This is a genomic window from Streptomyces prunicolor NBRC 13075, assembly GCF_000367365.1.
In the GTDB taxonomy this organism is placed as follows: domain Bacteria; phylum Actinomycetota; class Actinomycetes; order Streptomycetales; family Streptomycetaceae; genus Streptomyces; species Streptomyces prunicolor.
On sequence record NZ_BARF01000081.1, the window covers coordinates 115564 to 140711 of the forward strand.

The following is a 25148-nucleotide window of genomic DNA, read 5'->3' on the forward strand; positions in this document are numbered from 1 at the left end:
CCTCGCGTTCAAGAAGCGCGCCGCTTCTCGGCTGGAACGTCCGGCGCGGAGGGTTGCCCTGCCGTCCGAGGGGAGTCGGAGGCCGCTTGGCCCTCCACGCCGGGGGCCCGCCCCGGCCCCGCTGTGGAAGCGGGCACCGAGACGGGGATCATGGGATGCTCACCGGCTCCGGATCGTCCGTCGGCTGCGGCGTGTCACCGTCGGGGGTGACGGGCGGGGGTTGTGTATCCGGGTGAGCCGCCTTCGCCGCTTTCTCCAACCGGGATCCGAACCACGAGACCAGCAGGCTGAAGAGGAGACCCAGGGCGGGCCGGTACCAGAAGGGGAGCCCCTGCAGGAACATGAGGCCGCCGCCGACAAGGTCGAAGGTGAAGTGGGCGGCCATGAAGGGGAGGAGGCGTCCGTACTGCCGGTACAGCCAGACGCGGCCCGCAGCGAAGAGGAGCATGCCGATGGCGGGGAGTCCGAGGTAGGCGTGCAGAAGGACTTCGGGGACGCAGACCAGGGTGTAGATCTGCCATGCGGGTCGGCGTACCGCGGTGAGCAGGGCGGTCGTGGTGGCGACGATCACCACGTCCTCCAGCGCCACCGTCGACACCAGTCCGATGGCGAGGGTCCCGATGTTGTCGACGCCGAGGGTGGCCATCTGGCCGCCCTTCATGACCGGCACGCCGGCCCCGGTCCAGCGGATGAGCTGGAGCAGCAGGAAGCTGAGAGCGCCGCCAGCGATGCATACAGCGAGGACTAGTTGCGTGATCTCCCAGTCACGCAACCGTTCAACTGGAGTACGGGGAACGGTGACTCGCAGGGAGACCCGGTGCGCTCGGCACACTTCGAGGGCCAGCCACGCCAGGACGCAGCCGAACACGCCGGCGCCAACGACTTGCGCGAGCGCGATGGGGAACGGCGCGGTTGCGTACATGCCCGCCGCTCCGGCCAGGACGGCGGCGCCGCGCTGGAGGAGACGCTGCCGGGGCGTGACCTGGCTGAGCGGGGTCCGGGCAAACACCAGCCAGCACAGCCACCAGAACACGACTGCCGCGACGGTGAACTGAGTCCAGATCACCACGTATCTGGTCCGTGTCGTTAAGGAGAACGGCAGGCCGTACAGGTGGCCGGATGTCACCGCGGTGACGATCAGGGGGAACCAGCAGGCAAGAACGAGGAGCCCGATCACGTGCCGCACCACACGGCGGGCGGGCGCGTCACTCAGCGGCGGGGGCTCAGGAACTGGCTGGTGGAAGAGCTCGGGCAGCGCGAGGTGAAGTAACTTCATTCCGATTCTCCGGTGGCGAAGGACGCGAACTCGTCGGCGTCGTACACGGCGAGCGATGCCCATGACTGCGTGCCGGCGCCGACACAGACGGCTTGCTGGGCTACGTCGAACAACAGGTTCAGCGCGATGCCTGCGATGCTGCCCGTACGGCCCGAGGCACCGGGACCGGTGAGACGGGACAGGAGATCAAACACCAGGGAGCCCCCGCTCGATGCGGCGGATCCAGGACGGGGGGTCCGCGATCTCGGACTCGGTGGGGAGGTGCGTGGCGTCCTTCCAGACCTGGTTGACCAGGCCGGTGCCGAGTGCGGCGACGGCCTGCGCAATGAGGCGGGAACCCTGCTCGTACGCTTCGCGGCTCGGGCCGAAGCGGCGGACGATGCCCCGGTTGTGCAGGCGATAACGCCAGGACTTGGGTCCTTCCCGGAAATCGGCCGCTGTGCCGAACAACCGCTTGAGCGTCTGACGTTCGGCCCAGGTGGCGTGCCCCTCCACGATGGCCGAGACACTCTTCGGTGACGCGAGGACTCCCCGTTTCGGCAGGAAGAAGCTGGTCCAGACCGTGCCGCCGGCGGCTTCCTCCTGCATGTGGTGGACCAGTTCATGTGCCACGACCTGGACGAGGAAGGGTTCCTCGGTCAGCACGCCGCAGTGACGCAGGGTCTGCGGGATAGTGGTCGTCTCCCACTGGCTGTCAGCGGCCTCCTGGGTCGTGGCGGGCACCAGGGGCCAGAGCAGGACCGGGACGAAGGACCCGAGTTTGAGCGCGAGGCGCATGGCGCTGATCTCCGCTGGCAGCAGGTCCAGGTCGGCGATGTCGCGGGCGAGGATGCGCATACGGTGCTGTCGGGTCTCTTCCCGCCACGCCTTCGGCGTCAGCAGGCGGAAGCGGACCTTCGCGGGAAGCGGAAGGCCGGTTATCTCGCTCACCGTTGGTGCCACCCGGCGAAGGATCTGGTCGATTCGCTCGGCCAGGTCGGGGTGGCGCTGGGTGTCGTCCAGCACGGTGAAGCTGGTGTGGGTCACAGATGGTCCTGTCGAGAAGTGATCGGTCTTGGTCGGCTTCGGTGGCCGTTTGCTTCTGAGGGCCACTGACTGTTCCCGGGGAACGAAGGGGTCCGGGTGCCCTTCGCCAAGCCCGGAGTCAGGGCTGTCCCGCGCTCCTGCCGCCGAGAGCGGGGAATGGCATTGGCGACAGGGGGCGAGCCTGTGCTCAGACGGAGATCGCGAGACGCCGCGCACAAGGGGTGGCGCAACCGCGGGTGATCCCGCTACGGGGCGGTGTCGAACTCCCCCACGACGGGGAGGTGGTCGGAACAGCGCCGAGCCTCGGCCGTGTCGTAGGTGCGGTAGTCGAGCACCCTCAGTCCGTACGTGAGGAGGTGGTCCAGCCGCAGAGGAACGGGCTCGTTCGCGTAGAAGTAGCCGACGGTCGCGTCTCGGGGCCTGCCGGTCAAGGTCTCCGGGTCCTGCCATCCGGACTCCAGGAGGACCTGGATGGCCCGGACATCCGCGTCGCCGAACGTTCCGTCCTCCTTAACGAGTCGGTAGCGCGACTGCAGATTGCGCGGCACCTTGTCCCAATCGAGTCGGTCCTCGGGGCTGGGACAGTTCAGGTCGCCCAGGATCAGTCCCCGTGACGGTGCGCCGGGGAAATCGCCTGCGTAGTCGGTCATCCACCGCGCTTCACGCAGACGAGTGTCACCGTCGGTGTAGCTCAGGTGGGTGGCGAGCGCCAGGAAATCGGCGTCGTCGTTCTCCGCTTCGAGGGGCCGCAGGCGAGCGCGGATGAGGGCGTGGTGGAACACGCCCTCTGCTGGTCTGTCCCAGCTGACCAGGTGGAGTTTCGAGGAGCGATAGAGCATGGCGGTGTAGTTGGGCATGAGGCCCATGCGCGATCGCTCCATGGTCACCGGCGTCAGACCCAGGACGTGGGCTATCCATAACAAGCGTCGGCGGCCTTCCGCGTCCCAACCTGTGCATTCCGAGAGAGCGAGAATGTCAGGTTCCAGGCCGGAGAGGATATCCGCCTGTCTGCGGAGCCGTTTCTCCGAGGAATCGTCCACGCCTCCGTTGTAGAGGTTCCAGGCCACGGCGCGCGTTGTCATGAAGACCCTTCAGTCGTGAAGTCAGTTCGAGTGGGCGGGAGTTCGCGTTCAGGCCCCGGCCGAGCGTGCATCGGCTGGTCGGTGACAGCGAAGACGAGATGAGCCGAATATTCGGGAGTGCTAACGGCGTGCGTCATTCCTCGCGGAAGGACCAGCACGTCTCCGGCCGACGTGAGCAGGTCGACGGGACGACTGTCCGCGCTCGTCCAGATCTGCCATTGCTTCGCGCCACGCATTTGCACGATGACACCGAGCCAGTGGTCATCGTGCGCGCCGAGGTTACGGTCTCCGGCCTGTGATTCGTAGGCAGTGCAGATCACGCGGCGGCGCAGTATTCCGGCGAGATGAAGCGAGACGAGGCTGAACCATCCGTCGCTGCGGACGTCCAGGCTCTCGTACACGCGCGTCCTCGCCCGCTCCTGATAGGCGTTGGCAAGCGCCCCCAGACCGGTGTCACGCCGGAACTCTGTTCCGTCTACGAGGGCAACCGTCTGCTCCGGTGCCTTGCTGGCGGCCAACGGCAGGGGAGCGGCCTCGATCCACGCGGTGTCGAACGCTCCCGGCACATGATGCAGGTTGCCGGGCGTCATCCCGATCGCCGGCAAGGCGGCTGGCCCGAGTCGTGCCATGAAGTCAGCCGCCGTGACGAGCGGCAGGGGCACAGGCTGTGCGGTCATTGAAGGTGGCTCCCTATATGACGTAGATGTGGCCACGGGAGCCGTTGAGGCGATTGGATGATTTGCAATCGGACGCGCGCGCTTCCGAGGCGTAGTCACTGAGGGCGTCGTCCCCCAGATCGAACGTCTGGGTAGCGTGGAGGACATCGCCGCTGGCGATCTCGAACAGGTGCCGCGGGTGAAGCTCCACGACGCCTCGCTCGGCGTCGACCACCTGGACGAACACCGTGTCGTGGGAAACCTCCAGCGTCTCAGGCGCGTACAAGAGCCGGAAGGCACCCGCGACGGGATGCCGTTCCAGCACCTCGTTGATCTCCCTGAGCAATGCCGCCTGCTGCGCGACGAGCGTGAGCGGGGAAACCGCTGTAGTCATCTGCTTCTCCTCGGTGCGTCTGTGTAAAGGTGGGTTGTTCGGGCAGCACCAAATAGGTGCAGGCCACTGCGTAAGCGGCTATGAAGTGCTCCGGTCACCCGGGCGTGCTCATGACGTGGTCGAACCTGCCGCCGTGAAACCTGCCGATGGTCAGGCCGTGATCGCTCCGCTTGCGTACGTCCTGGTCGTCGATGACCTCGAAGCTGAGAAGGGCCGGTACCAGGTCCGGAGTGCTGAGCATCCAGTCGATCCGCTGCGGCGGCCCCTGGTCCGTACGGCGCAGGCTTGCGGTGGGAGTCAGCGCCCGCCGCTGTCCCAGGACGGTCCCCGCGTAGTGGCCGAGGTCGATGAAAACCGGTCTCCGCCCGCCAGTGAGGATTTCGCTCGGCCGAGTGTCCAAGACGCGCCGACCGAACCGTTTGATCGTGCGGTGCTGGACGTGGACACGGTCCTTGATCATCCGCACTCTGAGCCTCTTGCTGATTTCGTCGCGCCGGCGATGGCCGTAGCTGTTGCCGTCCAACCCCATCAGAACGGTGCGGTTGTGGTCGGCGATCGTGGTCGCCCTGCGGGCCTCGACAGCGCGTAGAGTGGGGTCGAAATGGCATAAATGCGAAGATCCCAAATGGAGTGTTCTGGGCAGGCCCTTGCGGCGGACCTGGACGTGACAGATGGGTTTCCACGGCAGGTCGTGATCGGTCCGGGCGACGACCTCGAAAAGATCCAGGTCGATCATCACGCCGACTGGGTTCTTGCTGCGGCCCTCGTGCACGCTGGCCATGAACGGGAACAGCCCGAGAGCGTTCGCCTCCGCATACAGGGCGCGCCCGCCGTCCGCGCCCGCCCCGGTCAATTCCTGCCGGAACACGATGTGCGGCCGGTACTTCCGGAGGATCTCGTGCGCCAGGCCCAGCGCGTTCTTCTCCGCGTTCCACGACACGGCAACAATCACGTCGACGCTCACTCGGCTGTCTCCTTCAGGAGAATGAGAGCCGAGGGATTAACCTGTGTTCCGTGCCTCGCTATATTGGTACACGCAAGGACTCCACTCTCCTTCAACGGTTCAAGGGTCTCGTGGATCGTCGCCACCGGGACGTCGAATTCCCCTGCGAGCTCCCTAACTGTGGGAAATTTGTTTCCCGTGGGGTAGGTGCCCTTTTTTATTCTGTCTATGATTGTGTTGCGAATATCTCGGACGGCCGCTTTTCTGGGAGTTCTGCACATTTTCCATTGCCCGGATCGGGCGCGGACCTCAATGAAGGGGCCGATCGGAAGGTTCTGAGGGTCTGTACTCACCGTTCCGGCTCTGGAAATGCGGAGCAGAAATCCTTCCTCGGATAGCCTGTCGACAGCGATGTCGAGGGTGTCCTTGGAAACTTGAAGTTCCGTGCTGAGCGTCCGTCTGTCCGGAATCACCTCGTACGCTTTGTAGGTTCCGTCCGCGATGCGAGACCGGATTATTTCTGCTACCCGACTTGCGTCGGATGCGATGCCTGGACGCACCTCGCGCAGATCGCCGCCATACCGATAGACGAATCCGTATGAACGCCCCAGGAAGTCCGCAATCGCACGGACCGTTCCACCGTCCTGGCGGGCGCGAGAAATCGCCTTCCGGTATTTCGCGCGGTCGCTGATGCTAATCCTGCTGCCCGGCTCGTAGTGCTCCGGAAGGTCTTTCAGGTGCTTCTGCCATTGCGGGCCGGGCGCAGTGCTCGTCTTCTGGCTCGGCTCATCGCTTGTGCAGCCCGGTGTCGGGTGGCCGGGCTCGGCGTAAGGTCCGCGCTTCACGTGATCTCCGCGTCGACTGGGTCTTCGTCAGGACTGGGGCTGTTGGTGGCTGTCCATGGGGCGGACCTCCCAGCTACTGCGCAAGAGGCTCTCCGCTCCGTGGGGATCGCCGTCGGTGACCGGACGAAAGCCGTGGCGCGTGAGGGAGCCTCAGCGCCGCTGGCATGCTGCGACGCTTCCGGATGCGTGGGCGCGTGATGGGCAATCAGGCACAAGGCTCCGCGCGGCGTGTGCGATCTGTAATCGAGCCTGAGCGGTCGCCTCAGGAACGAGGAGGTAGGAGACCGTCAGGCGTACGACGGCCTCGATGCCCCGGAGCCGGCAGGGTTGGCCGCCGGATCCGGAAGCATCCAAGCGGTGACAGAGCTCCGTTACGGCGCCCACAACACTGGCCAGCCCTCGGCCGCGGGCGACCTGCTGATCGGCCGGGGCGAGCTGTGATGTGAGAGGGCTCGCGCCGACTGCCTCGTCTCCATGGCCGGTGAGCACGTCGTGGAGTAGCGGGTGGTTGCGGCTCGCTGCGAGCATCCAGTTCACCGCTGCCGCGAGGCAGTCGCTGGGTTCCGTACCCCGCCTGCGGGCTTGACGCCACCGCAGGTCCATTCCGTCCAGCAGTCGGTCGATCTCCCGCGACAGCAGAGCCTGGGCGATGCCGGTCCGGCTGCGGAAGTGGGTGTAGAGGGTCTGCCGTGACACGCCTGCGGCAGACGCTATTTCCGTCATCGAGATTCGGTCCCACGTACCATCAGCTCGCTTGCCGAGCGCAATGTCCAGCACGGTGTCTCTGATGCTCGGTGCAGCGGACGTCCGCTGCCGGTCCCGCGCCGTGCCAACGTTCATGCGTGTGCCTTATCCGAATACATGCGGTCCGTGGACTGCGTCGTAAGAAGTGAGCGGTCAGCGGTTCCCACCGGGCGAGGTGACGGTCACACGTCCTGTATCGCGGGCGTGGCACCACCGCTCTGGGAACCCTCCGACGGGTGTGTCGCGACGGCCAACGCTCTCCAGATTGAGCGAGACGACCGTTGCGACTTCCTCGTTCTAGGTCGCTGGCGTCATCTCACCTCTGTCGGCGAGTCATCGAGGCCGCCCTCGTCGTACAGCGCGCGAAGCAGCGGCGACAGCACCATGGGCGCGGTGATCAAGTGTCCGATGGGCTCGCGGGAAGCCCAGCGCAGGCTCAGATGGTCGGCGCGTGCGCCGCGGGGCGGTACTCGTACTTCGGGACCGTGGAGGTATGTGGCGCAGGGCGGCCAGGGGAGGGAGTCGGAATTCAGCGGGACGAAGAAGGTGTATGTGCCGCCGTCGGCGATCACAGCGCCCCGGCGTCGTTCGCTGACCCGGCGCAGACGAGCGAGAGCTGCGGCGCCGTATGCCTGCTGGGTCAGTACGGCGGCGAAGCATTCACCGGTACGGACCTGGGCGGGGACGGTGCTCTGCCAGGCTCGGCCGAGCAAGGCGTATCCCTCGCTGCTGCGGTCGCCTTCCATCAGGGGAAGAACGGGGATATCCCACGCGGTTCGTAAAGGATCGGCGGGACGGGCAGCGGGCCGTCGTTCGGCAAGGCGGTGGAAAGTCAAAAGCATGGCGTGCCGTTCAGTCGGTTCCGGCGGTCAAGCGGCGGGCAGACGCGTGATCCAGCGCCGGGGTCGGCGGAGTTCTTCGAGGGTGGGAACCAGACCGGGCGTGGTCCACACGGGGTCAAATCGTTCGGGGCCGACGGCGGCGATGGCCCCGTCGACGAATGTGACGGCGCGGGCCAGCCGTCAGGGAGCTCCGATACCTATGAGGCGGTAGCGGCCCACCTCCGGCCGGAGTACGAACACCGTGCGGATGACTGGGGTGTACGTGCTCCGGCCAGCGAACGGCACCGGCTTCGTCGGGGACTCTGCTAGGCCGCAGCTACCTGGTCGAGGTAGACAGGCAGTTCGGTGTGGCCGTTGGAGATAAACGACGCCACCGGCTCCAACTGGTGAGCAGGGACGGCGAGGGCCAGTTCGGGGAAGCGGCTGAACAAGGCGGGAAGCGCGATCTGGGCCTCCAAGACTGCAAGTGGGGCTCCCAGGCAGTAGTGGGTGCCGTGGCCGAAGGAGAGGTGAGCTCGTCGGGTCTCTCGCGTGATGTCGAAAGCGTCGGCGTTCTCATGGATCTCCGGATCGCGGCCGGCAGCACCGTAGCTGATCATGATCGGTGTGCCCTTCCGGAAGGTCAGCCCACTCGGTTCGTCCTCGATGTCCTCGGTGGGGAACCGCATGATCAGGTAGAAGATCGGGGGCTGGTGCCGCAACGTTTCCTGGATGGCGTCGTCCCATGTGGCGGGACCGGCCAGGATGAGGCGGAGCTGTTCGGGGTGGGTGAGCAGGTTGACGATCGCGTGGTCGAGGGCGTTGACGGTGGTTTCGTGTCCGGCGCCGATGAACAGCAGGAGTGTGTCGATGAGTTCCTGCTCCGACAGGCGTGTGCCGTCCTGGTCGCGGGCGGCGATCAGGGCGCTGGTGAGGTCATCACCCGGCGTTGCGCGCTTTTCGGCAACCAACTCGCTGAGCAGCGCGTAGATCCCTTGTGCGTGCGCTTCGGCTTCGGTCTCGCTGATGTTGGTGGCGAACAGTCCGCCGACACAGCGGCGGAAGCCGTCGTGCATCCGTGAGGGGAGACCGAAGAGCTCGCTGATGACCAGCAGCGGTAGCAGGTAGGCGAATTCGGCGCGCAGGTCGGCGGCGCGGCCTGGGGCGGCGGCGAGCTGGTCCAGGAGGCGTGTCGTGATCTGCTCGATGGTGGGTTGCAGATCCGCGACGCGGCCGGGAGTGAACGCCTTCTGCAGCAGGCGACGCAGACGCGTGTGTTCCTCGCCGTAGGCGGTGAGCGCGTTGCGTACCTGTATCCAGGTACGCAACGGCCACTGTTCCGGCATGTGCTCGTTGACAAAGTCAGTGCCGTGTTCGTGGGCGTCCTTGCTGATCTTCGGGTGCCTCAGCAGCCGCTTGATCAGGCCGGCGTCGGTTACTGCCCACGCCACCACTTGACCAGGAAGTTCCACGGTCGTCGCCGGGCCTTGGGCGCGGAGGAGGGCGGCCTCGGCGTGAAGGTCGGATGCGGTGCCGTCGAGGCGGTAGGGGCAGCGGGCCGAGGAGGCGGTGTCCATGATTCTCCAGACGTGGCGATGGGCGGGAATATGACGGGAACTGCGGTCCAGCCGCTGTGGAAGGTGCCGGGGCGTCGTTCCAACTGGTCGACGGGGCATGCGAGTTCCATACCTGGCAGCCGGTCCAGGACGCGCTCGACTGCTACCTCGGTGATGACGCGGGCAATGTCGGGTGAGGGGCACCCGTGGGCGCCGGCGGAGAAGGCCAGGTGCGCGTCGTTACCGGCGAGATGGGCGTCGGTGAGGTTCAGCGTCGGATCGGTGTTGGCCGCCGCGAACGAGACCAGGATGGGCACGCCGGCGCGCAACAGAATCCCGTCGTAGACGGTGTCCTGATACGCGTACAGCGGGCAGTAGTTGGCCATGGGAGGATCCGTCCACAGGACGTAGTCCAGGGCTCCAACCACGCTCTGCGCCCCGTCGATGACCGACCCGGAAAACCGTTCGTCCGTGAGCATGAGCTTGAGGGCGTTGCCGATCAGGTTCGTGCTCGGCTCGGTCCCTGCGCCGATGACCAGCAGGATCGTCTGAACCATCTCTGCGTCGGTCAGGCGAGCCGGATGCGCGATCAGCCACGAGGTGACGTCCGACCCCGGGGAACTGCGCTTGAGGTGGGTCAGGTCTAGACATGCCGCTTCCAGGTCGGCGTTGGCCGCGGCCGCATCCTGGTCAGTGTCGAAGAGCCTGATCAGACTGCCGACGATGCGGAGCCCGATTTCGGGCGGACAGTCGAACAGTTCGAACAACACCCGCATCGGCAACTCAGCCGCGTAACTCCCGACCAAGTCGGCCTTGCCATGGGGAGCAAGGGCGTCGATGAGGGCGTCGGCGATGCGCTTGACGCGAGCCCGAAGCGCGTGCGGATTGATGTGGGCCAGGCTGTCGATGATCGCGGTGCGCAGGCGAGTGTGTTCCGGGCCGTCCTTCCACAACGCGTTGTCGCGTGCCTGCATCATCATCAACGCGGGGCTGTCCAGAGGGACTTGTCCCTCGGCCAGCGCCCGCCACCAGCGGGGGTTCTTGGCGAAGTGATGCGGAGTATTGCGCAGCAGGTGTAGCGCCGCGGCGTACGTCGTCGTGATCAGTCCGAACACGCCAGGAGAGAGCTCTATCGGAGCGATCGATCCCATCGAACGCAACACCCTGTAGGTGTCCTGCGGACGGGCGGAGAACTGCGGTCCGTACAGAGGCACCGGCCGCCCGCCTGGAGCAGGTGGTCGAGGCCCGGCTTCATGCGCAGGGCAGCCGGGCGGGGGCACCGTGCCCTGCTGCGTCGGATGGGTCATGCGGACTCCAATGCGTCGGAGGTCATCAGGTACTCCACAAGGTCAGCCAGGGCCTGGGCGGCCGAGTGCCGGTCCCGGGCGTCGCAGGTGACCAGCGGCGTCTTCGGGGCCAGGTCGAGGGCTTCGCGCAGGTCAGGCTCGGGGTGGAAGGGGGAGTCGGGGAAGGCGTTGATGGCCACCGCGTAGCGCAGCCCCATCTCCTCGACCAAGGTGAGAGATTCGAACGACTCGGCGAGGAAGCGTGTGTCGGCCAGCACGAGGGCGCCCAACGCCCCCACCGCGGTCTCGCGCCAGACGTTGCGGAACCGCTCCTGTCCCGGGGCGCCGAACAGGAAAAGAACCAGGTCCTCGCCGATGGTCAGTCGGCCCCAGTCCAGTCCGACCGTCGTCGTGGACTTACCCGGCCGGCCGCGCAGGTCGTCCACCCCGACGCTTGCCTCCGTCATCAACTCCTCTGTACGCAGCGGCCTGACCTCCGAGATGGCGGAGACCAAGGTGGTCTTCCCAACGCCGAACGGTCCGGCCACCACGATCTTGACCAACTGCGTACCCGTGGCGAGGTAGCGGCGGTCAGAGGGCTCTGAGGGCATCTCTCACTCTCTCCAGCAGATGGTCTTCCGGTCGAACAGCTCTCGGAATGGGCTTTCGGGTCATCAGGTGCCCGCTGGCTACGAGGTCGGCGACCAAGACCTTGGTGACGCCGATCGGCAGCTGCAGCGCGTTGGCGGCGTCCACCAACGCCAGCAGGCCGTTCTCACACAGGTCCACCAGCTGTCGCTGTTCCGGACTCAGCCCTTCGACCGGCAGTTCGCCCGGCGCATGCAGGACCGTCAGCACGTCGAACAAGTGACGACTGGCGCGCGTCCGTCCGCCTGTTGCCATGTAGGGACGGATTAGCGGCGGCCTGCGCCGGGGTTCGGTCATGACACGCTGCCGCCGACGTCCTGGCGCGCTGTGGTGCCCAGCACGTTGCCGACCGACTGCACCAGGTCCTGGCTCCAGGTACCTACCTGCTGGAGGTTGACGTCGAAGCCTGTTGCGATCCCCAAGAAGGTGCCTTGACCGGCACTTTCGACCAGTACGTACCCCTCGTCGAACTCGACCAGTGTCCGGCGCCAGTGTCCGCCGTCGAAATGCTCCGGGGCTACGGGATTCCCATTTCGGGCGACTGCGTCTCCCTCCGGGACAACGAATTCGCTGGTGCCGCGGCTACTGGACTGCACCGCGGTGCAGGCCGCCGCCATCCGCTGAGCCATGTCCAGAGGAAGTCCCTCTGTCCGTGCCCGCAGCAGCCCGTCCGCCGTCAGGAGGATCACCCCGCTTACGTGCGGGACACGCTGCAGTGCTTGGTCGAGGAGGAAGTCGACCTTGCCGAAGTCGACCAGTCCAGGGTTGAGCCGGATGCCAGTGTCCATGTCACGTCACCTGTCGTTGCTGTCAGAGAGTGGGGAGGAGACGCCGGCACGCCGCCCGGCGCGAGTGCCGCTCTGGAAAGCGCCCAAGCGGCTTCCGGCTTCCTGGGCGTCGATGCGCGGGGGTTCCTGCTGCCCGACCTGTTGGACAGCAGGTCCGCTGATTGCCGTTGCCCGGGTGCGCTGCGGTAGCCCAGTCGCGGATGAGGTGGGAGGCGGAGGGAGGACCGCCGTCTGCCGGATGACCCGGGGGTCGCGTTTCTCGGGCCGCGTCAGCAGATTGGTGGGCACGAAGACCGTGGCGCTCAGGCCACCTGAGGAGGACTGACCGTTGAGGTGGGCGGAAAACCCGTAGCTCTCGGACAGCGCGGCGATGGCGGCGAAGCCAATCCGAGGCGGGTCTCCCAGCCGGGTGATGTCCACCGGCCGATCTCCTCTGAGAGTCGCACCGGCCGAGGCGAGTTGATGGTCAGTCATGCCGATGCCGGCGTCGCTGACGGTGATGGACACGCCGTTGTAGGCGGTCAGGATGTCGACCCATACCGGTGCGTTCGGCTCCGACTTGTTGAGCGCGTTCTCCAGGATCTCAGCAAGTGAGATCACCACGGCCTCGACGGCCTGCGCGGTTACCGCGATCTCCTCGTTCTCGGCGTAACGCACACGGGTGTAGTCGCCGATCTTGGTGATGGCACCGCGGACCACCTCGGTCAGTGTGGCCACATTCCGCTGCCGCCCGACCCACTTACCGCACAACACCAAGATCGCCTGTGTCTTGCGGGCCATCTGAGCATTGAGATGATCCAGCGTGAATAGGTCTCCGAGCACGTCCGGATGCTCGTGGTCATCCTGCATCCGGCGCAGTTCGATCTCCTGCTCGCCGATCAGGCTCTGGACCTTGCCGATGATCCCAGCCAGCGTGTCGCGGACGGCGTGGTCCGCCTTCCGGCGGCTCTCGACGAGCATGTTCTCGAAGGCCCGGAGGACGCTCTCGGCGCTGTCGGCGAACGGGGTACCCAACAACTGCTGGTCTCGCAGACCCGGCACTGCACGTGACTGCACCAGCAGGCTCTCCGTAAGTGCGGGAAGACGATCCGAAATCAAATATCGAAGTTCGTCTTCGCGGCTCCTGATGCCCGCCTTGAGGGACTCCACCTGGGCACGGGCACGCTTGCTGATCTGCTGCTGACGTACCAAAAGCACCAGCAGCATCAGGCACATGACACCCAGGCACAGTGCGATGGCTATCTCTCGTGTCATCAAAACCTTCATGTGAAACGGCAGCAGGACGGGAAGGCGAGGTCGCCGGGGCGGAGGTCGGATCTCCGGATCGGGGGAAACCGGTAGAACCCGGGCTCGCCCCGGCGACCAGTCGGAAGGCGGCAGCGCTCAACATCTGGCGCGTGCCGAGCAGCAGCGGACAACCACCGCGCATGGACGCCCGGCGTCCCGGGCGGTCGATCGGGCCGCAGGCGCGACGAGGCCTCGGTGGACGTCCCGTGCTCCGGCGACAGTGCTCGCGAGTTGCACACGAAACGTGCGTGGCCCCGGTCGTGCAGCGGGACATCGCCCGCGTGGTGCCGCATGCCCGCAGTAGCCCCGGGCTCACGCGGGACGCAGGCGCGGATCCGAACGTCAGGGCGAAGAGGGGAAGGCCAGGCATGTCAGAGGCCCTCCTCGTCGCGGGAAGCTAGGCCCTCGGAGGCGCGTGGTGTCTGAGACCCGCTTGTGCCATCTGGCACGAACCGCTCCCGGGACTTGGCCACGCGCCGGACACGCAGGCCCTGCCGCAGGGCGGGCACAAGGTCCTCTCCGCGGCGCAGGGCGATGGGCTGCACTTGCCCGCGGACCCAGGGAGCCGTGTCCCAGCGTGTGCCGGGGGAAGGCGGGATCACCAACCAGGAGTCGCTGCCTGCGTGGACACTGAGACGCTCGTCGCACGTGGCGAGGGCCGGCCCGCTTCCCGGGGCGACCAGTAGCGTGACCGTGTTTGGTGCAGAGGCGGTGAACGACGGGGTGTCCGGACCCCCTTCGAACGCAGTTAGTGCCGCGTGACCCAGTGGGCCTGGCAGCGTCACGGCGTCGAAGTCCACGCAACGGCAGGCAATTGCAGGATGTTGCTCAATGTTGAGAGCGCCGAGCACTTCGTCGGATACGGGAGTGACCAACCCTCCGGGCAGGGCCATCTCAGTCGAATCGCCGCTGGCTAGATATCCGAGTGACCAGCCCAGGACTTCCCGGTAGATCCGCATGAGAGTCGGGGTATCGAGGTGGTGCAGGCCCTCTGGCATTCGTCCCCCTACTCTTTTTGATGCGAGGCCGGATTCTGGGCGGCATGGCCGCACGCGCCGCTCCGAGTGGAACCGTCGGTGTGCGTGTGGCAACCGTAGGTGCCGTTCGGTGGACGGATGGAACAAAATGTTCCACCTCGTTGAGGGCCCAGCGGACTTCGCTCCTTGGCTGCTGGCATGCCGTGCCGGCAACGAACCGGAAGGTGGGCAGGGAGTGCGCATCGCCGATGACCTCCAGCCCGGTATGCCGGAAGTGGGTGCCTTCGCGTGGTGACGCGTTCTCCGCTGTCGGCGGATGTCCAGACGGACGCGTCGAACAACTCGGACCCACGAGGCAAGCGCTGGGGGTGAAATGGCCCGGATATCCTGCCGGGCGGCCGGGGCTCACGGCGCGTGCTGAAATCTGAAGCAATTACCCGGTAGGTCCACGGGCTGCGAGGGTGGCCTGCCCACGCCCGATGCCGGGGCCCTGGCCGGAACCGGTGGAGTTTCGCGGGAACGCAAGGCAGGGGATCGTCAGTCAGTGCTCAGGCCTGTTCCGCAACGAGCTCGGACGGGATCCGGGAGCGCAAGGAGCAGGTCGCTTACACCTGTCGCTGCAGAGGTCATGACCCCGTGCGGCCGGGGATCAGCGGTATCGCGAGGCGGGGTAGGTGACTACCTCAAGCCGAGTCGCTCCGCCAGGCCGGCGATGCCGTCATCCACGGAGCGGTTTGTCCGGATGATGTCCGAAACGATCTGTCGTCCTTCTGGATTGAAGGCAATCGTTTCCTTAGAAGCCCTCTCCGATGCCAGCAGAGCTCCACGGACAGATTCGTGATCCCCTGCCTGAAAATGGCTGCGCGCTAGATCAATGAAGTGTTGCGCTCGACGGTTGGTGGACGGAATATCCCGGGGGTTCAACTGGGCGGCACTGGCAACAGCAGCAGAACTTCTACCACACTCGACATTCACTGCTACGGCATAAATACCGACGTTGGTCGCGCCGAACATGGTTTGCATATCGACGTGCCCGCCAATATTCGTCGCAATCCGGTCTGCCGCTTCCCAGTGGCGCCAGGCGTCCCCGGCTCGGCGGTCGCCCGCAGCACCCATGGCGGCGAAAAGGAGGAGAGCTCCGCGCAGTGACTGCTCGTCGACGGAGACAGGCCGCGCGACGTGATGGAGCGCGGCGAGGGCTGTCTCTTCTGCATCCTGCGGCTGCTGAGCCGTGAGAGAAGTCATCGCCGAGCCCCAGCCGGCCAGCGCCATGAGGTATGCGTCCTCCGATGTGACCGCGGCCGACAACGCTCGGTCCGTGAATTTCGCGGCCAGTTCCATTGCCCGCACTCCGTAGGCGTAGCGCTGGCCGAGCAGGTGGACGCTAGTCGCGATCGCGTACGCCCTGCGGCGCTGCGTGCCGGAAGACGTCCGGGTCAAGGCGGTGGCGTCCCGCAGCAGGCCCGGAAGTAGCAACCCGAGTTGCGTATTCTGCGTGCGCGACACGTGCCAGGCATCCCAGGCGTGCCGGATTCGGCGCTCCAGACTTGCAGCCGAACCCGGTGGTTCTTCCGGGGCCGACGCCAGCAGGGCGTTGGTCAGTGCCTTGCGTACTTCCGGGACAGCGGGGTGTTCGGGCATGTCCAGGGCAGTGGCACTGAAACGGCGCCCAACGAGCGAACTGAGGTCGGCGATCCGTAGAGCCCTGGCGAGATCGATCAGGTTGTCCAGGCGAAGGGCCCCGCGCCCCTCCTGTTCGAGCAGGCTCAGCCACCGTTCGGTATGGCCCACCAGTGTGGACAGTTCCCGCCGAGACAGCCCGCGTCGGCGCCGGTGCCACTCCACTCTGGTGCCGATCAGCCCGGCGAGGTCGTCACCAGCAGACTCCGGCATCCGCCTCCACCCCCGTGAAAGAATCAGGGCCCGGCTTTGTCGCGCTCAGGTGGTTGCGAGGCATCTGGCCGGGCGTGACCGTGGTTCCGGAGAGAGCGGAGAAGGCAACGTGGGTTCGGTGGAGGTCAAGCGACTCGTGCTGTACATCGTGGCGTGCGGCGGCTACCCGGCCCAGGACCTTCCCACGCTGGTGGAGTGGGCCCAGGGCGAGGGCTGGGAGGTCTGCGTGATCGCAACGCCCAAAGGGCTTGATTTCCTCGACATACCGAGGTTGCGCGAGCTGACTGGCCATCCGGTCCGGTACGACTACAAACAGCCGGACGAGCCCGATGTGCTTCCGCAGGCAGACGCGTTCGTGATTGCCCCTGGCACCTTCAACAGCACCAACAAGCTCGCCGCCGGCATTTCGGACACGTTGGCCCTCGGCCTCGTCAACGAGGCCATCGGGTTCGGGAAGCCGGTGATCGCCGTGCCCTGGCCCAACCGGGTACTGGCGCAGCGACTCCCGTTCCGAAACAGCGTCGAGACCCTCAGCCGTGAAGGTGTCTCTCTCATCCTGGACTACGAGAGTCTGCCGGAGCCGGGATCGGGACAGAGCGGGGCCAGCACCTTCCCATGGAGCCAGATCCACGAGGAACTCGCGAACGTACGTCGCGACCTCGTGGCCTGAGGGGCAGACGCGTCCGCTGTGCATACTCCGGCTGACGGCACTCCAAGAGGCCAGCTGGCGAACGTCGGTGGAGGCGACGACCATCCGCGACCCGTTCACGGTTGAGTCAGGCGCAGAACCGCCCACACGATTCTGCCGCCACCGTCCTTGGCCGGACCGACCCCCCAGCGATCCGACACACCCTTCACGAGCATCAGCCCGCGGCCGCCCCCCTCATCGAGCGTTGCCTTTCGCGCGCTGGGGGTGGAATGGCCGCCCCCCTCATCCGAGACTTTGATCAACAGCAGATCCGGCGCAACGCCCAGACCGCAGGTGATCTCCTCGCTCGTCGTATGGATGAGCGCGTTGGTGAACAACTCGCTCATCACCAGGGCCGCGGTGTCGCAGTCATCGAGGCCGATGCCCCACTTGCCGAACTGCTCCCGCACGTTCCGGCGGGCTTCGCGCACGGCCAGGCCGTCGGCCGGCAGGAGGAAGGCGGCGCAACGCGCTTCGGCGCCGAGGTCGGGGGGTGTTGTTCCCAAAGCGGGTGCGTCGTAGGTCATGGTCACGGCCAGTTCCTAGCGGTGGGGGGACGGTTGCACGTGACCGCGAGCTGTGAGGACTGCGTCTGTAACTCGGCCTTGGGACGTTGAGAGGCCAACCAGCCTCGGCAGCCGAAGAGTTCGGGCGCATCGCGTCGGGGAGCACTACGCGACGCCGTGCCGGGGTGATGACTCTTGCCGTAGGCGCGCGGCGCGGCGTCTGCGGAGCGGGCCACATAGCGCCGAGAGCCCCGGTCGCGCGAGGCCAGCGTCAGCCGTCGTACACGGGTGAGCTTGGTCACCCGCGACACTATGCTCGTCACATCGAGCAATTGGCAAGCCCCACTATGCAGGTTGCATAGTCAGGTGATGCAGTCTGTTCGGCGCGTCGGTGCCATGGCACACTGCATCCGAGGTCGGGTGTTCGAGGAAGCAGAGGAGGCGACGTGAGCGAGCCGCGGTCTGCCCCAACCGTCTTGCAGATGGTGCTCGGTAGACGGCTCCAAGACCTTCGGGTGGCCGCGAATCTGACGGCGCAGGAGGCCGGCAAGCGGATTCGCCAGGCTTCTACGACCGTGACCCGGATGGAACGAGCCGAGGTCACCCTGAAGTGGGCGACGGTCAAGGCGCTCCTGGAGACCTACGGGGTCGGGGAGGCAGAGGCGAAGGAGTTTCTCGACCTTACGGAGCAGGCCAACGCTCCTGGTTGGTGGCAGAGCTACCGTGATGCGCTGCCAAGTTGGTTCGCCGTATATGTGAGCTTGGAGACCTCGGCTACTCAGATCCGTCTCTACGAACCGCAGGTGATTCCAGGGCTCTTGCAAACCGAGGACTACGCCCGTGACGTTCTGAGAGTGGGTTTCCCCCGGGTCTCGTCCGATGAGCTGGAACGGCGTGTGGCCCTCCGCATGGAGCGCCGGGCGCTCCTCACTCGCCCCGATGCGCCGCAGTTGTGGGTGGTCATGGACGAGACGGTGCTGCGGCGACGCGCCAGTGACGCGGACGTCATGCAAGCGCAGATCGACCATCTGCTTGAGGCGTCTCAACTACCGAATGTAACCCTGCAAGTCGCCCGGTTCAGTGACGGCCTGCATCCAGGAGCATTCGGTCCTTTCACTCACTTCCGCTTCCAGGTCTCGGAATTTCCGGACGTAGTCTGCAACGACAGCGTCAGCAGTGCGACCTATATCGAAGACCGAGTAGAGGTCGCTCTCTACCGCGAGGTCCTGGACCGGATGAGTGCGCAGGCAATATCGAAAAGGCGCACCGTGGAGTTCCTCGGTGATGTGCGCAAGGAGCTACTAAATGAGTCACGTCCTTAATGCCGCCGTTGACCTTGGCGTCGAGGGGTGGGAGTGCCCCTGGAGCGGTACCAATGGCGGACAGTGCCTAGAAGCGATGGACCTTGGCGACGGCCGCATCGCTCTGCGCCAGTCCACTGACCCTCACGGCCCAGCTCTCATCTTCACGAAGGCCGAGCTGGGCGCGTTCGTGAGCGGGGCAAAGGCCGGGAAGGCCGACTACTTGATCACCCCGGGCTTGTCGGTTGCTGGCTAATTCTTTCAGGTCCCGTAGTAACTGTATGCATGCCATCAATGGAGGACGGAAATGACCGATGACGTTTTCGATGCGGGGAAAATAGATACAAGCCGACCACACCCGGCTCGCCTGTATGACTTCTACCTCGGTGGCAAGGATAACTATCCCGCAGACTGGGCGGCGGCAGAGCAGGTCGAGTTACTGTACCCCGACATCAAAGCTGCATCGGTGACGAACCGAGATTTCATGCATTGCGCCTCCCGGATGCTCGCCCGGCAAGGGATTCGGCAGTTCCTTGATATCGGTACTGGAATCCCCACGGTGCCGAACCTGCATCAGGTTGTCCAGGAGATAAACTCAGGCTCTCGTGTCGTATACGTGGACAATGACCCCATCGTCCTAAGGCACGCCGAGGCTCTCCTTTACGGAACCGATGAAGGGTGCACGGAGTACATTTCGGCCGATTTCAGGGAGCCCGAGAAAATCCTCCAGGCGGCGAAGGAGGTTCTCGATTTCAGCGAGCCGATTGCGCTCTCGCTAGTGGCGCTGCTGCACTTCGTCTCTGATGACTATGATCCACAAGGAATTGTTCGACAGTTGCTGGAGCCAATGGCGGCGGGAAGTCATCTGGTGATCTCGCACGCCACGGGCGACTTCGATCCCGAAGCGTGGGAACAGATCGTTCAGGTCTATCGCAACGGGGGAACTCCTGCCCAGGTGCGGTCGCGGGATGAGGTCGCCCAGTTCTTCGCTGGTCTTGAAGTGCTCGACCCTGGCGTTGTGGTGGCCACTCAATGGCAGCCCGGCATTGGCCAAACGCTGGCCAAGCCCGACGAACTCGCGCTATACGTGGGCGTAGCTCGCAAGGCCTAGATTCAAACGCTGGCGGATATCACCCACGAGGCCTCTGCGCGGAGCGTGGGAAGACAGGTTCGATCACGGCCGTGCCGATTGGCCAGCATCAAGTTGTCGGTCGGTCGGTACGGCGTGGGGGAGTGCTCCGACCGCTCCAGTCGAACCGCTCTCACACCAAACACCAGTCCAACTGACGAAGGCAGCAGAGCCTCCGAGGCCACGGCCCCAGCCGATCAGCGAGCCGGACATCTGCTCCTAGACGTTGTTCTCCGGAGCTGGTGGTGGGGCCGACACTCACGCGAAGGTACCGAACGACCAGAGCGTGCATGGTAAAACCCTCGGGCCAGATGCGAGGACGCTCATGGTCCGAGTGGCTGTGGTGACCATCGGCGGTCCCGTAAAGCGGCCACAACTGGCTCCGGATGACAACCGGTTCAACGACGGCGTGAAGCGGCCCCCACGCTCCAAACTGCACAGTCAGGCGGGTAGGCGGGGCCACTTCGGGTCGACGCCGAGGCCTCGGCCACCACCTCCTTGGCCAGGAACGAAGAACGCAGGCCCGCGCACCGTTGCCGCAGATCCACGACGCGACCCAGCAGGTTCCGCATCCCTCGGGATTCCGCGACTCGGCACCTCTATGAGAACGGACATGCGGTTACCAGCCGCCCAGGGGCGACTCGTCGGCAGGGCATCGACCCCCTCCCGTGCCGCGAAATCTATCCACAGGCAACCAGTGGCAGGCTCGTCAGCCCCGGTTGCGGCCTGATCAACTCCCCCGACAGAAGGGCCGGTTCAGCATGCTCTCGCGCTCCCGAGCCACTCAAGCCAGGCCATCAGAAGCCCCGATATCCCCCTGGGTGATTCACACACAACGAAGTGTGCGCACGCTGACATCTCCGGCGACCCCAGACGACATCCAGGACGCGAACGCCCTGCACGCCAGGTGCTCGCTGGAAACGAGGTTCGCCCGCTACGGTGCCGCACGCCGCACCTTGTCGCGGGCCGAATGGGAACACCTGACGAACCCAGACCGAGGGATCACCTGGGCCACGCGCCCGGCCGGCGATCCCGCCGAAGCCGATGTCGTCGCCCTTACTCACCTGATGCACACAGAGGACGAAGGCGTACACGAACTGGCCCTGCTTGTCGACGACTCGTGGCAGGGCCAGGGCCTCGGGTCCGCCCTGGCCCGTAACGTCCTCGCCGTCGCCAGGACCACGTCGGTCCGCGAGCTCACCCTCCTGGTCGGCTCGGACAACCGGAGGATGCAGTCCATCCTCCGGCGGCTTGGAGCCGTACTGCCCCCAGCACGCGGGACAACCGTCAACATTGTTGTGCCTGTGGGGACTTGAGTAGTGAGTGCCCAGCAGAGTACGCCCGTCTCACGCCCGGCGAAGGCGCCGTCCGCCCACTTGACCCGTCCGGACGGCGCCCGGCTGGCGCTCTACACCGACGGACCCGCTACGCCCCACCTCGCCGTCGTCTTCGCGCACGGCTGGCAGGCCGCAGCCTCCATCTGGGAACGGCACGCCCACGAGCTCCTTGGCCGTCACCCGGACATACGCGTAGTCCGATACGACCAGCGGGGCCACGGCGACTCCACCCCAGGTGCGGAGGAGCCGTCCATCTCCCTCCTCGCCGACGACCTGCGGGCGATCATCCGCCACCAAGCGCCTGACGACCTTCCGGTGATCCTCGTCGGCCACTCGATGGGCGGCATGGCTGTACTCACGCTCGCGGCCGACCACCCGCACCTCATCGACGACCAGGTGGTGGGAGTCGTCCTCGCCGCCACCACCGGCGGAGCCCTCGACATGGCCGCCCGACTCAACCCCGTCCACCGGCGGCTGCTCGGACTGACCCGCCATGCGATGGCCGAACTGTGCCTGCGAGCGCCCCGCCCGGCCGAGCGCGTGCGCGACCTGCTGCGGCCTCGCCCCTACCCACAGCCGCCGATTGACATCGCGGCACGCTGGTACCGGGCCCTGATGACGCACGACGTCACCACCCGCCTGGACGCGCTGAGACGGGTGACGGTGCACCTTCTCGTCGGCGAGGCCGACCGCCACATCCCACCCGTCCACGCCGTACGGCTGGCTGCTCAGATTCCCGGTGCTGTGGTCCACCTCGTGCCCCGGGCCGGACATCGGCTACCCACTCAGCACCCCAGGGAAGTTCAGGCCGTTCTCGTTCGTGCCTGTGTCGAGGCCCTGGACCGCGTTACGGTCAGCCCGACAGAGTCTCGGCCTCATGCGGCCGAGTCCGGTCCACGAGCTCCCCAAGGATGAGCCGCTTGGCCCGCGGCAGCGCGGCCTGTTCCTGCTCGATGGCCCGTCCGGTGACGACGCCCTCAAGCACGCGGGAAGGGTGGAGCATCTCCAGGATCTTCAGGGCCAGCTCGGCCGGCACGTCGGTGAGCTTGAGGTCCATGTGCGTGGCGTCGGCGCGCAGAGTCACGTTGCCCGACGCCAGCACCGGCGTCGGGCCCTGGCTGTACTCGCCGCCGTACCAGTAGGAGCGCGAGCGCGCCGGTTCCGGGTGGCGAGGGCTGCCCGCGGCCGACAGCCCGGGAAGAGCATGTTCCAGACGCCGGTTCATGACGATCCTGGCCTGGCGCCTCTCCTCCGCGATACGGGTTTGCTTGAGCGCCTCCACGAGGGTCTCCAGGTAGTCGGGCAGAAACCGGCGCACGATCTCGTCCGCGATACGCAGGGCCGGGCGGTCCATCCCGACAGTGATCGAATCCGCCCTGGCACCGCCCCAGCAACTCGGATAGACACCGTCGATCGTCAGGCGCCGCCCGGCATCGCCCTTGCGGTGGGTGTTCATGCGGACGAGGCTGACGCCAAGGCCGGCGGGATGGCGAAGGAGTACCGAGCCCTGCACGTTCCAGCCCGGCTCGTGGGTCCAGCCGCCACCCTGGATGTCACGGTAGTTGAGCGCATCGACCAGGGCGCGGCCGAGGGCGTCGTAGTGGTCACTGACCAACTGCATCTCTTCGGAAGGGAGCACGTTCTCCTTGCTGACTGGGGGAGGGCGATGGGCGGGTGTTCAGGAGGCGAGGGCTGCCAGGGCCTCCCGCAATTGGGTGCCGGAGACGGCCAGCGAGCGGTACTGACGCTCCCTGCGGCGGTGGGTTCGGGCTCGCTGCTCGGCTGCGCGATGGCGTTCACGCAGTTCGCGCAGCTCCCGACGGGCATCCCCACGCTGGCCGAGCACGTCGTCTTGAGCGGCGGCCAGCTGCAGCGCCTCGACGTCGGGGCGGGCGAGGTAGTGAAGGGCCAGGGCCCGCAGTACGGCCGAGGCACGGCGGGCGGTGGCGGACGGGGCGGAGTGCCCGGTCGTCCTGCTCGTGCGCACCCGGGCCGACGTTTCCTTCGGCGTGGTTGCGGTGAGGTCTTCGATCGTGTCGCTGTTCCACGCTCCGTTGAGCCGGACACCGTTGACGGTGGGCTCGTGGTCTCGTTCGTCCTCGAAGTGGCGCCGGCGTGCGTGCCCGTAGGCCACCCAGATGCCCTCGGGCATGGGAAGCGGTCGGTAGATGTCCCGTCCGACGGTGAACTGGCCGCGCACACGTGCGCCCGTGACCTCGTACACCACGCTTCCCCGGACGGCGCCGTCCACAGCGACCTCCTGTACGAGGACCGACCCCATAGGCCGGCCGCGGCCGTCGACGAGCGGGAGCCGTACGGGCGCGAGGTCGGGACGCAGGGCCGGGCGGGGGGTGCGACGGGCGATGCCGAGGATGACGTTGAGCTTGCGCCGGGCGAGGACTCGCTGCTGCTGGAGGTCGGCGCACTCGGTCTCGGCCCGCGCGGCCTTCTCGGCCTCGTGGTCGGCGAACGCCGACGCCTTGACCCGGGCCGCAGACGTGAGCAGGGCTTCACGGTGCGGCAGCGTGTACCAGTGACCGACGATCGCCCGGATCACGGCCTCGGTACGGCGACGGACGGCGGAAGTGAGCTGCCGGTGCACGCGGTTGTCACGGAGACTGGTGGCGTACTGACCGAGGAAGTACCCGTCGGGCACCGCGGCCGGGTCGAGATCTCCGGTCCAGCCGTGCAACCGGACGCCGTAGACGACCGGTTCGTCGGGCCGGTGCTCGTAGTAGCCGACGGGCTCAGCGCCGTCGCCGTACTGCACGCTGACCGCGGAGGGAACGACGGTGCCGTCCCGGAGGTGCTCGGGGACGACGACGAACGTGCCCCGGACGTGAGGAGCGCGTACGACGTAACGGACGCGACCGTGCGGAAGCGCGGTCACATGGGCGACGAGCGTGCCGTGGTGGGCCAGCGGCAGCTCTGTGCGGGTCGTCAAAGCGGTGGGGGACAAGGAACTCCAAGGGGCTACGGGGCAGTTCGCCTGGCGGTACCGCCAGGTGAACTCGGAAGGGGTTAGCGTGACGCCGCGAGGGCGCTGATCGGGCCGGGGGCATGGACGCCTTCGGGGACATCCATCACGTGTCCGGTCCCCTCACAGGCGTTGCAGGCCCGGACAGCGGCCTTACGGACCAGGTCCAGCCAGAAGGCGACCTGCTGCTCCCACTCGGCGAGCGCCGTACGGTAGTCGGGTCCACTGACGTGATCGGCGACCGGGAGGTACATCTCCCGCCGGACCAGCACCGGCTCATTGCGCCCCGACTTCAGCGGCCGTCCGTTGGCGCCGATGTACGGCAGCCAGCGCGAGACCGGCTCCTCGAACGGGACCGCGACCGTGACGTAGAGCCCGTTCGGCTTGCCCGAGCGGCCGTTGAAGCAGTGCTCGACATGTCCCAGGCGCCGGACCAGATCGCGCAGGTGGTCACGCAGGCCCGGGATGTAGCCCCGGAAGCAATGGTGGTACTCCGGACGCTGCACCAGCGACTCCGGCATGGACGCAACCCACGGCGGGCCTCCGGGCGCAGGCGGCTCCCCGCCCGTCAGGACGACGGTCCGGCCCTCGTACGCGTACTCCTGTGCGTCCCTGTCCTGGGTCACCTCCTCGTAGAGGGAGTAGTAGGCCTCACTGCGGCTGCTGTCTCCCAGCGACTGGTGCCACTCCTCGACGCTGAGGTACCCGGGGAACCGCTCCGAGAGGGCAGAGAGGTCGGTCAGCCGGTAGCCGGTGACCGTCGGACGGGGCTGGTAGACCGCGGTGAGGCACTCGGCCCGATGGCCGGTCACCCACCACACGCCGGTGCCGTCGCCCAGCGGCTGCATCGGCTCGCCGTCGGCCAGGACCGACGTGCGCAGGGAGGCCGGGAGCCCGGGCGGGTGCGGCAGGTAGTACAGCCAGCGACCGTCGTCGTGCTGGATGGCATAGTGCTGGAAGTCGGTTCGCATGTCTCTTTCCGTGAGCG

Annotated in this window: 28 protein-coding genes; 6 read left to right on the forward strand and 22 right to left on the reverse strand. The window is 66.5% G+C overall.

From position 1 onward, the window contains the following. Nucleotides 1-148: 148 nt before the first annotated feature. From SPR02S_RS34150 to SPR02S_RS34230, 18 genes are all read right to left on the reverse strand, one after another. A complete protein-coding gene (locus SPR02S_RS34150; RefSeq protein ID WP_158697917.1) occupies nucleotides 149-1276 on the reverse strand; it encodes a hypothetical protein in 1128 nt (375 codons plus the stop codon). Next, nucleotides 1273-1470: a hypothetical protein gene (locus SPR02S_RS34160; protein ID WP_019061527.1), complete on the reverse strand. Its 198-nt coding sequence runs from the start codon at nucleotides 1468-1470 to the stop codon at nucleotides 1273-1275. Before SPR02S_RS34160 ends, SPR02S_RS34150 begins: the two co-directional genes overlap by 4 nt. Then, a complete protein-coding gene (locus tag SPR02S_RS34165) occupies nucleotides 1463-2302 on the reverse strand; it encodes a zinc-dependent metalloprotease (RefSeq protein ID WP_019061528.1) in 840 nt (279 codons plus the stop codon). Before SPR02S_RS34165 ends, SPR02S_RS34160 begins: the two co-directional genes overlap by 8 nt. Before the next feature lie 245 nt (nucleotides 2303-2547). After that, entirely contained in the window at nucleotides 2548-3384 is an 837-nt protein-coding gene (locus tag SPR02S_RS34170) for an endonuclease/exonuclease/phosphatase family protein (RefSeq protein ID WP_026151107.1), read from the reverse strand. Further along, the gene (locus tag SPR02S_RS34175) at nucleotides 3381-4061 is read right to left on the reverse strand and encodes a cupin domain-containing protein (RefSeq protein ID WP_019061530.1); all 681 of its coding nucleotides are present in this window, start codon (nucleotides 4059-4061) and stop codon (nucleotides 3381-3383) included. Before SPR02S_RS34175 ends, SPR02S_RS34170 begins: the two co-directional genes overlap by 4 nt. Before the next feature lie 13 nt (nucleotides 4062-4074). Beyond that, nucleotides 4075-4434: a hypothetical protein gene (locus SPR02S_RS34180; protein WP_019061531.1), complete on the reverse strand. Its 360-nt coding sequence runs from the start codon at nucleotides 4432-4434 to the stop codon at nucleotides 4075-4077. 94 nt (nucleotides 4435-4528) lie between these two features. Next, nucleotides 4529-5398, reverse strand: a complete 870-nt coding sequence (locus SPR02S_RS34185) for an endonuclease/exonuclease/phosphatase family protein (protein WP_019061532.1) — start codon at nucleotides 5396-5398, stop codon at nucleotides 4529-4531. After that, a complete protein-coding gene (locus SPR02S_RS60720) occupies nucleotides 5395-6222 on the reverse strand; it encodes a GntR family transcriptional regulator (protein ID WP_078623084.1) in 828 nt (275 codons plus the stop codon). Before SPR02S_RS60720 ends, SPR02S_RS34185 begins: the two co-directional genes overlap by 4 nt. Before the next feature lie 150 nt (nucleotides 6223-6372). Continuing rightward, nucleotides 6373-7062: a TetR/AcrR family transcriptional regulator gene (locus SPR02S_RS66245; protein WP_078623085.1), complete on the reverse strand. Its 690-nt coding sequence runs from the start codon at nucleotides 7060-7062 to the stop codon at nucleotides 6373-6375. Between the two features lie 215 nt (nucleotides 7063-7277). After that, entirely contained in the window at nucleotides 7278-7712 is a 435-nt protein-coding gene (locus tag SPR02S_RS34195; RefSeq protein ID WP_019061534.1) for a hypothetical protein, read from the reverse strand. Nucleotides 7713-7835: 123 nt separating this feature from the next. Next, complete coding sequence (locus SPR02S_RS66250; RefSeq protein ID WP_078623086.1) at nucleotides 7836-7985, reverse strand: zinc-dependent metalloprotease; 150 nt, start codon at nucleotides 7983-7985, stop codon at nucleotides 7836-7838. Nucleotides 7986-8113: 128 nt separating this feature from the next. Next, nucleotides 8114-9241: a cytochrome P450 family protein gene (locus SPR02S_RS34200; RefSeq protein ID WP_019061535.1), complete on the reverse strand. Its 1128-nt coding sequence runs from the start codon at nucleotides 9239-9241 to the stop codon at nucleotides 8114-8116. Then, the gene (locus tag SPR02S_RS65120; RefSeq protein ID WP_019061536.1) at nucleotides 9223-10458 is read right to left on the reverse strand and encodes a cytochrome P450 family protein; all 1236 of its coding nucleotides are present in this window, start codon (nucleotides 10456-10458) and stop codon (nucleotides 9223-9225) included. The genes SPR02S_RS34200 and SPR02S_RS65120 overlap by 19 nt, the downstream gene beginning before the upstream one ends. Nucleotides 10459-10646: 188 nt before the next feature. Next, on the reverse strand, nucleotides 10647-11240 hold the full coding sequence (locus SPR02S_RS34210; protein WP_019061537.1) for a GTP-binding protein: 594 nt from the start codon (nucleotides 11238-11240) through the stop codon (nucleotides 10647-10649). Further along, entirely contained in the window at nucleotides 11221-11574 is a 354-nt protein-coding gene (locus tag SPR02S_RS34215; protein WP_026151109.1) for a DUF742 domain-containing protein, read from the reverse strand. Before SPR02S_RS34215 ends, SPR02S_RS34210 begins: the two co-directional genes overlap by 20 nt. Next, nucleotides 11571-12065 carry a roadblock/LC7 domain-containing protein gene (locus SPR02S_RS34220; RefSeq protein WP_019061539.1) on the reverse strand — a complete coding sequence of 165 codons (495 nt, stop codon included), beginning with the start codon at nucleotides 12063-12065 and terminating at the stop codon, nucleotides 11571-11573. Before SPR02S_RS34220 ends, SPR02S_RS34215 begins: the two co-directional genes overlap by 4 nt. Before the next feature lie 6 nt (nucleotides 12066-12071). Beyond that, a complete protein-coding gene (locus SPR02S_RS56890) occupies nucleotides 12072-13319 on the reverse strand; it encodes an ATP-binding protein (RefSeq protein WP_019061540.1) in 1248 nt (415 codons plus the stop codon). 1688 nt (nucleotides 13320-15007) lie between these two features. After that, nucleotides 15008-16222 carry a helix-turn-helix domain-containing protein gene (locus SPR02S_RS34230; protein ID WP_019061541.1) on the reverse strand — a complete coding sequence of 405 codons (1215 nt, stop codon included), beginning with the start codon at nucleotides 16220-16222 and terminating at the stop codon, nucleotides 15008-15010. A gap of 109 nt (nucleotides 16223-16331) precedes the next feature. Between SPR02S_RS34230 and SPR02S_RS63400 the strand changes: the two genes are divergently transcribed. Further along, the gene (locus SPR02S_RS63400) at nucleotides 16332-16892 is read left to right on the forward strand and encodes a flavoprotein (RefSeq protein WP_019061542.1); all 561 of its coding nucleotides are present in this window, start codon (nucleotides 16332-16334) and stop codon (nucleotides 16890-16892) included. Between the two features lie 95 nt (nucleotides 16893-16987). On the opposite strand, the gene SPR02S_RS56895 is transcribed toward SPR02S_RS63400, so the two are convergent. Beyond that, nucleotides 16988-17437, reverse strand: coding sequence for an ATP-binding protein (locus SPR02S_RS56895; protein WP_245607671.1), 450 nt, complete (start codon nucleotides 17435-17437; stop codon nucleotides 16988-16990). 425 nt (nucleotides 17438-17862) lie between these two features. On the opposite strand from SPR02S_RS56895, the gene SPR02S_RS34245 reads away from it, so the two are divergent. From SPR02S_RS34245 to SPR02S_RS34265, 5 genes are all read left to right on the forward strand, one after another. Then, a complete protein-coding gene (locus SPR02S_RS34245; protein WP_019061544.1) occupies nucleotides 17863-18738 on the forward strand; it encodes a Sco1979 family transcriptional regulator in 876 nt (291 codons plus the stop codon). Further along, nucleotides 18722-18973 carry a DUF397 domain-containing protein gene (locus SPR02S_RS61870; protein WP_026151110.1) on the forward strand — a complete coding sequence of 84 codons (252 nt, stop codon included), beginning with the start codon at nucleotides 18722-18724 and terminating at the stop codon, nucleotides 18971-18973. Before SPR02S_RS34245 ends, SPR02S_RS61870 begins: the two co-directional genes overlap by 17 nt. A gap of 51 nt (nucleotides 18974-19024) precedes the next feature. Then, on the forward strand, nucleotides 19025-19828 hold the full coding sequence (locus tag SPR02S_RS34255; protein WP_019061546.1) for an SAM-dependent methyltransferase: 804 nt from the start codon (nucleotides 19025-19027) through the stop codon (nucleotides 19826-19828). An 860-nt stretch (nucleotides 19829-20688) separates the two neighbouring features. Continuing rightward, nucleotides 20689-21162: a GNAT family N-acetyltransferase gene (locus SPR02S_RS34260; RefSeq protein WP_019061547.1), complete on the forward strand. Its 474-nt coding sequence runs from the start codon at nucleotides 20689-20691 to the stop codon at nucleotides 21160-21162. Between the two features lie 3 nt (nucleotides 21163-21165). After that, nucleotides 21166-22098 carry an alpha/beta fold hydrolase gene (locus SPR02S_RS34265; protein ID WP_026151112.1) on the forward strand — a complete coding sequence of 311 codons (933 nt, stop codon included), beginning with the start codon at nucleotides 21166-21168 and terminating at the stop codon, nucleotides 22096-22098. On the opposite strand, the gene SPR02S_RS34270 is transcribed toward SPR02S_RS34265, so the two are convergent. From SPR02S_RS34270 to SPR02S_RS34280, 3 genes are all read right to left on the reverse strand, one after another. Further along, complete coding sequence (locus tag SPR02S_RS34270; protein WP_106437068.1) at nucleotides 22037-22822, reverse strand: hypothetical protein; 786 nt, start codon at nucleotides 22820-22822, stop codon at nucleotides 22037-22039. The two genes, SPR02S_RS34265 and SPR02S_RS34270, sit on opposite strands and share 62 nt — an antisense overlap. Before the next feature lie 39 nt (nucleotides 22823-22861). Next, nucleotides 22862-24142, reverse strand: coding sequence for a hypothetical protein (locus SPR02S_RS34275; RefSeq protein ID WP_245607667.1), 1281 nt, complete (start codon nucleotides 24140-24142; stop codon nucleotides 22862-22864). 62 nt (nucleotides 24143-24204) lie between these two features. Then, entirely contained in the window at nucleotides 24205-25131 is a 927-nt protein-coding gene (locus tag SPR02S_RS34280; protein ID WP_019061551.1) for a hypothetical protein, read from the reverse strand. Between the last annotated feature and the right edge of the window lie 17 nt (nucleotides 25132-25148).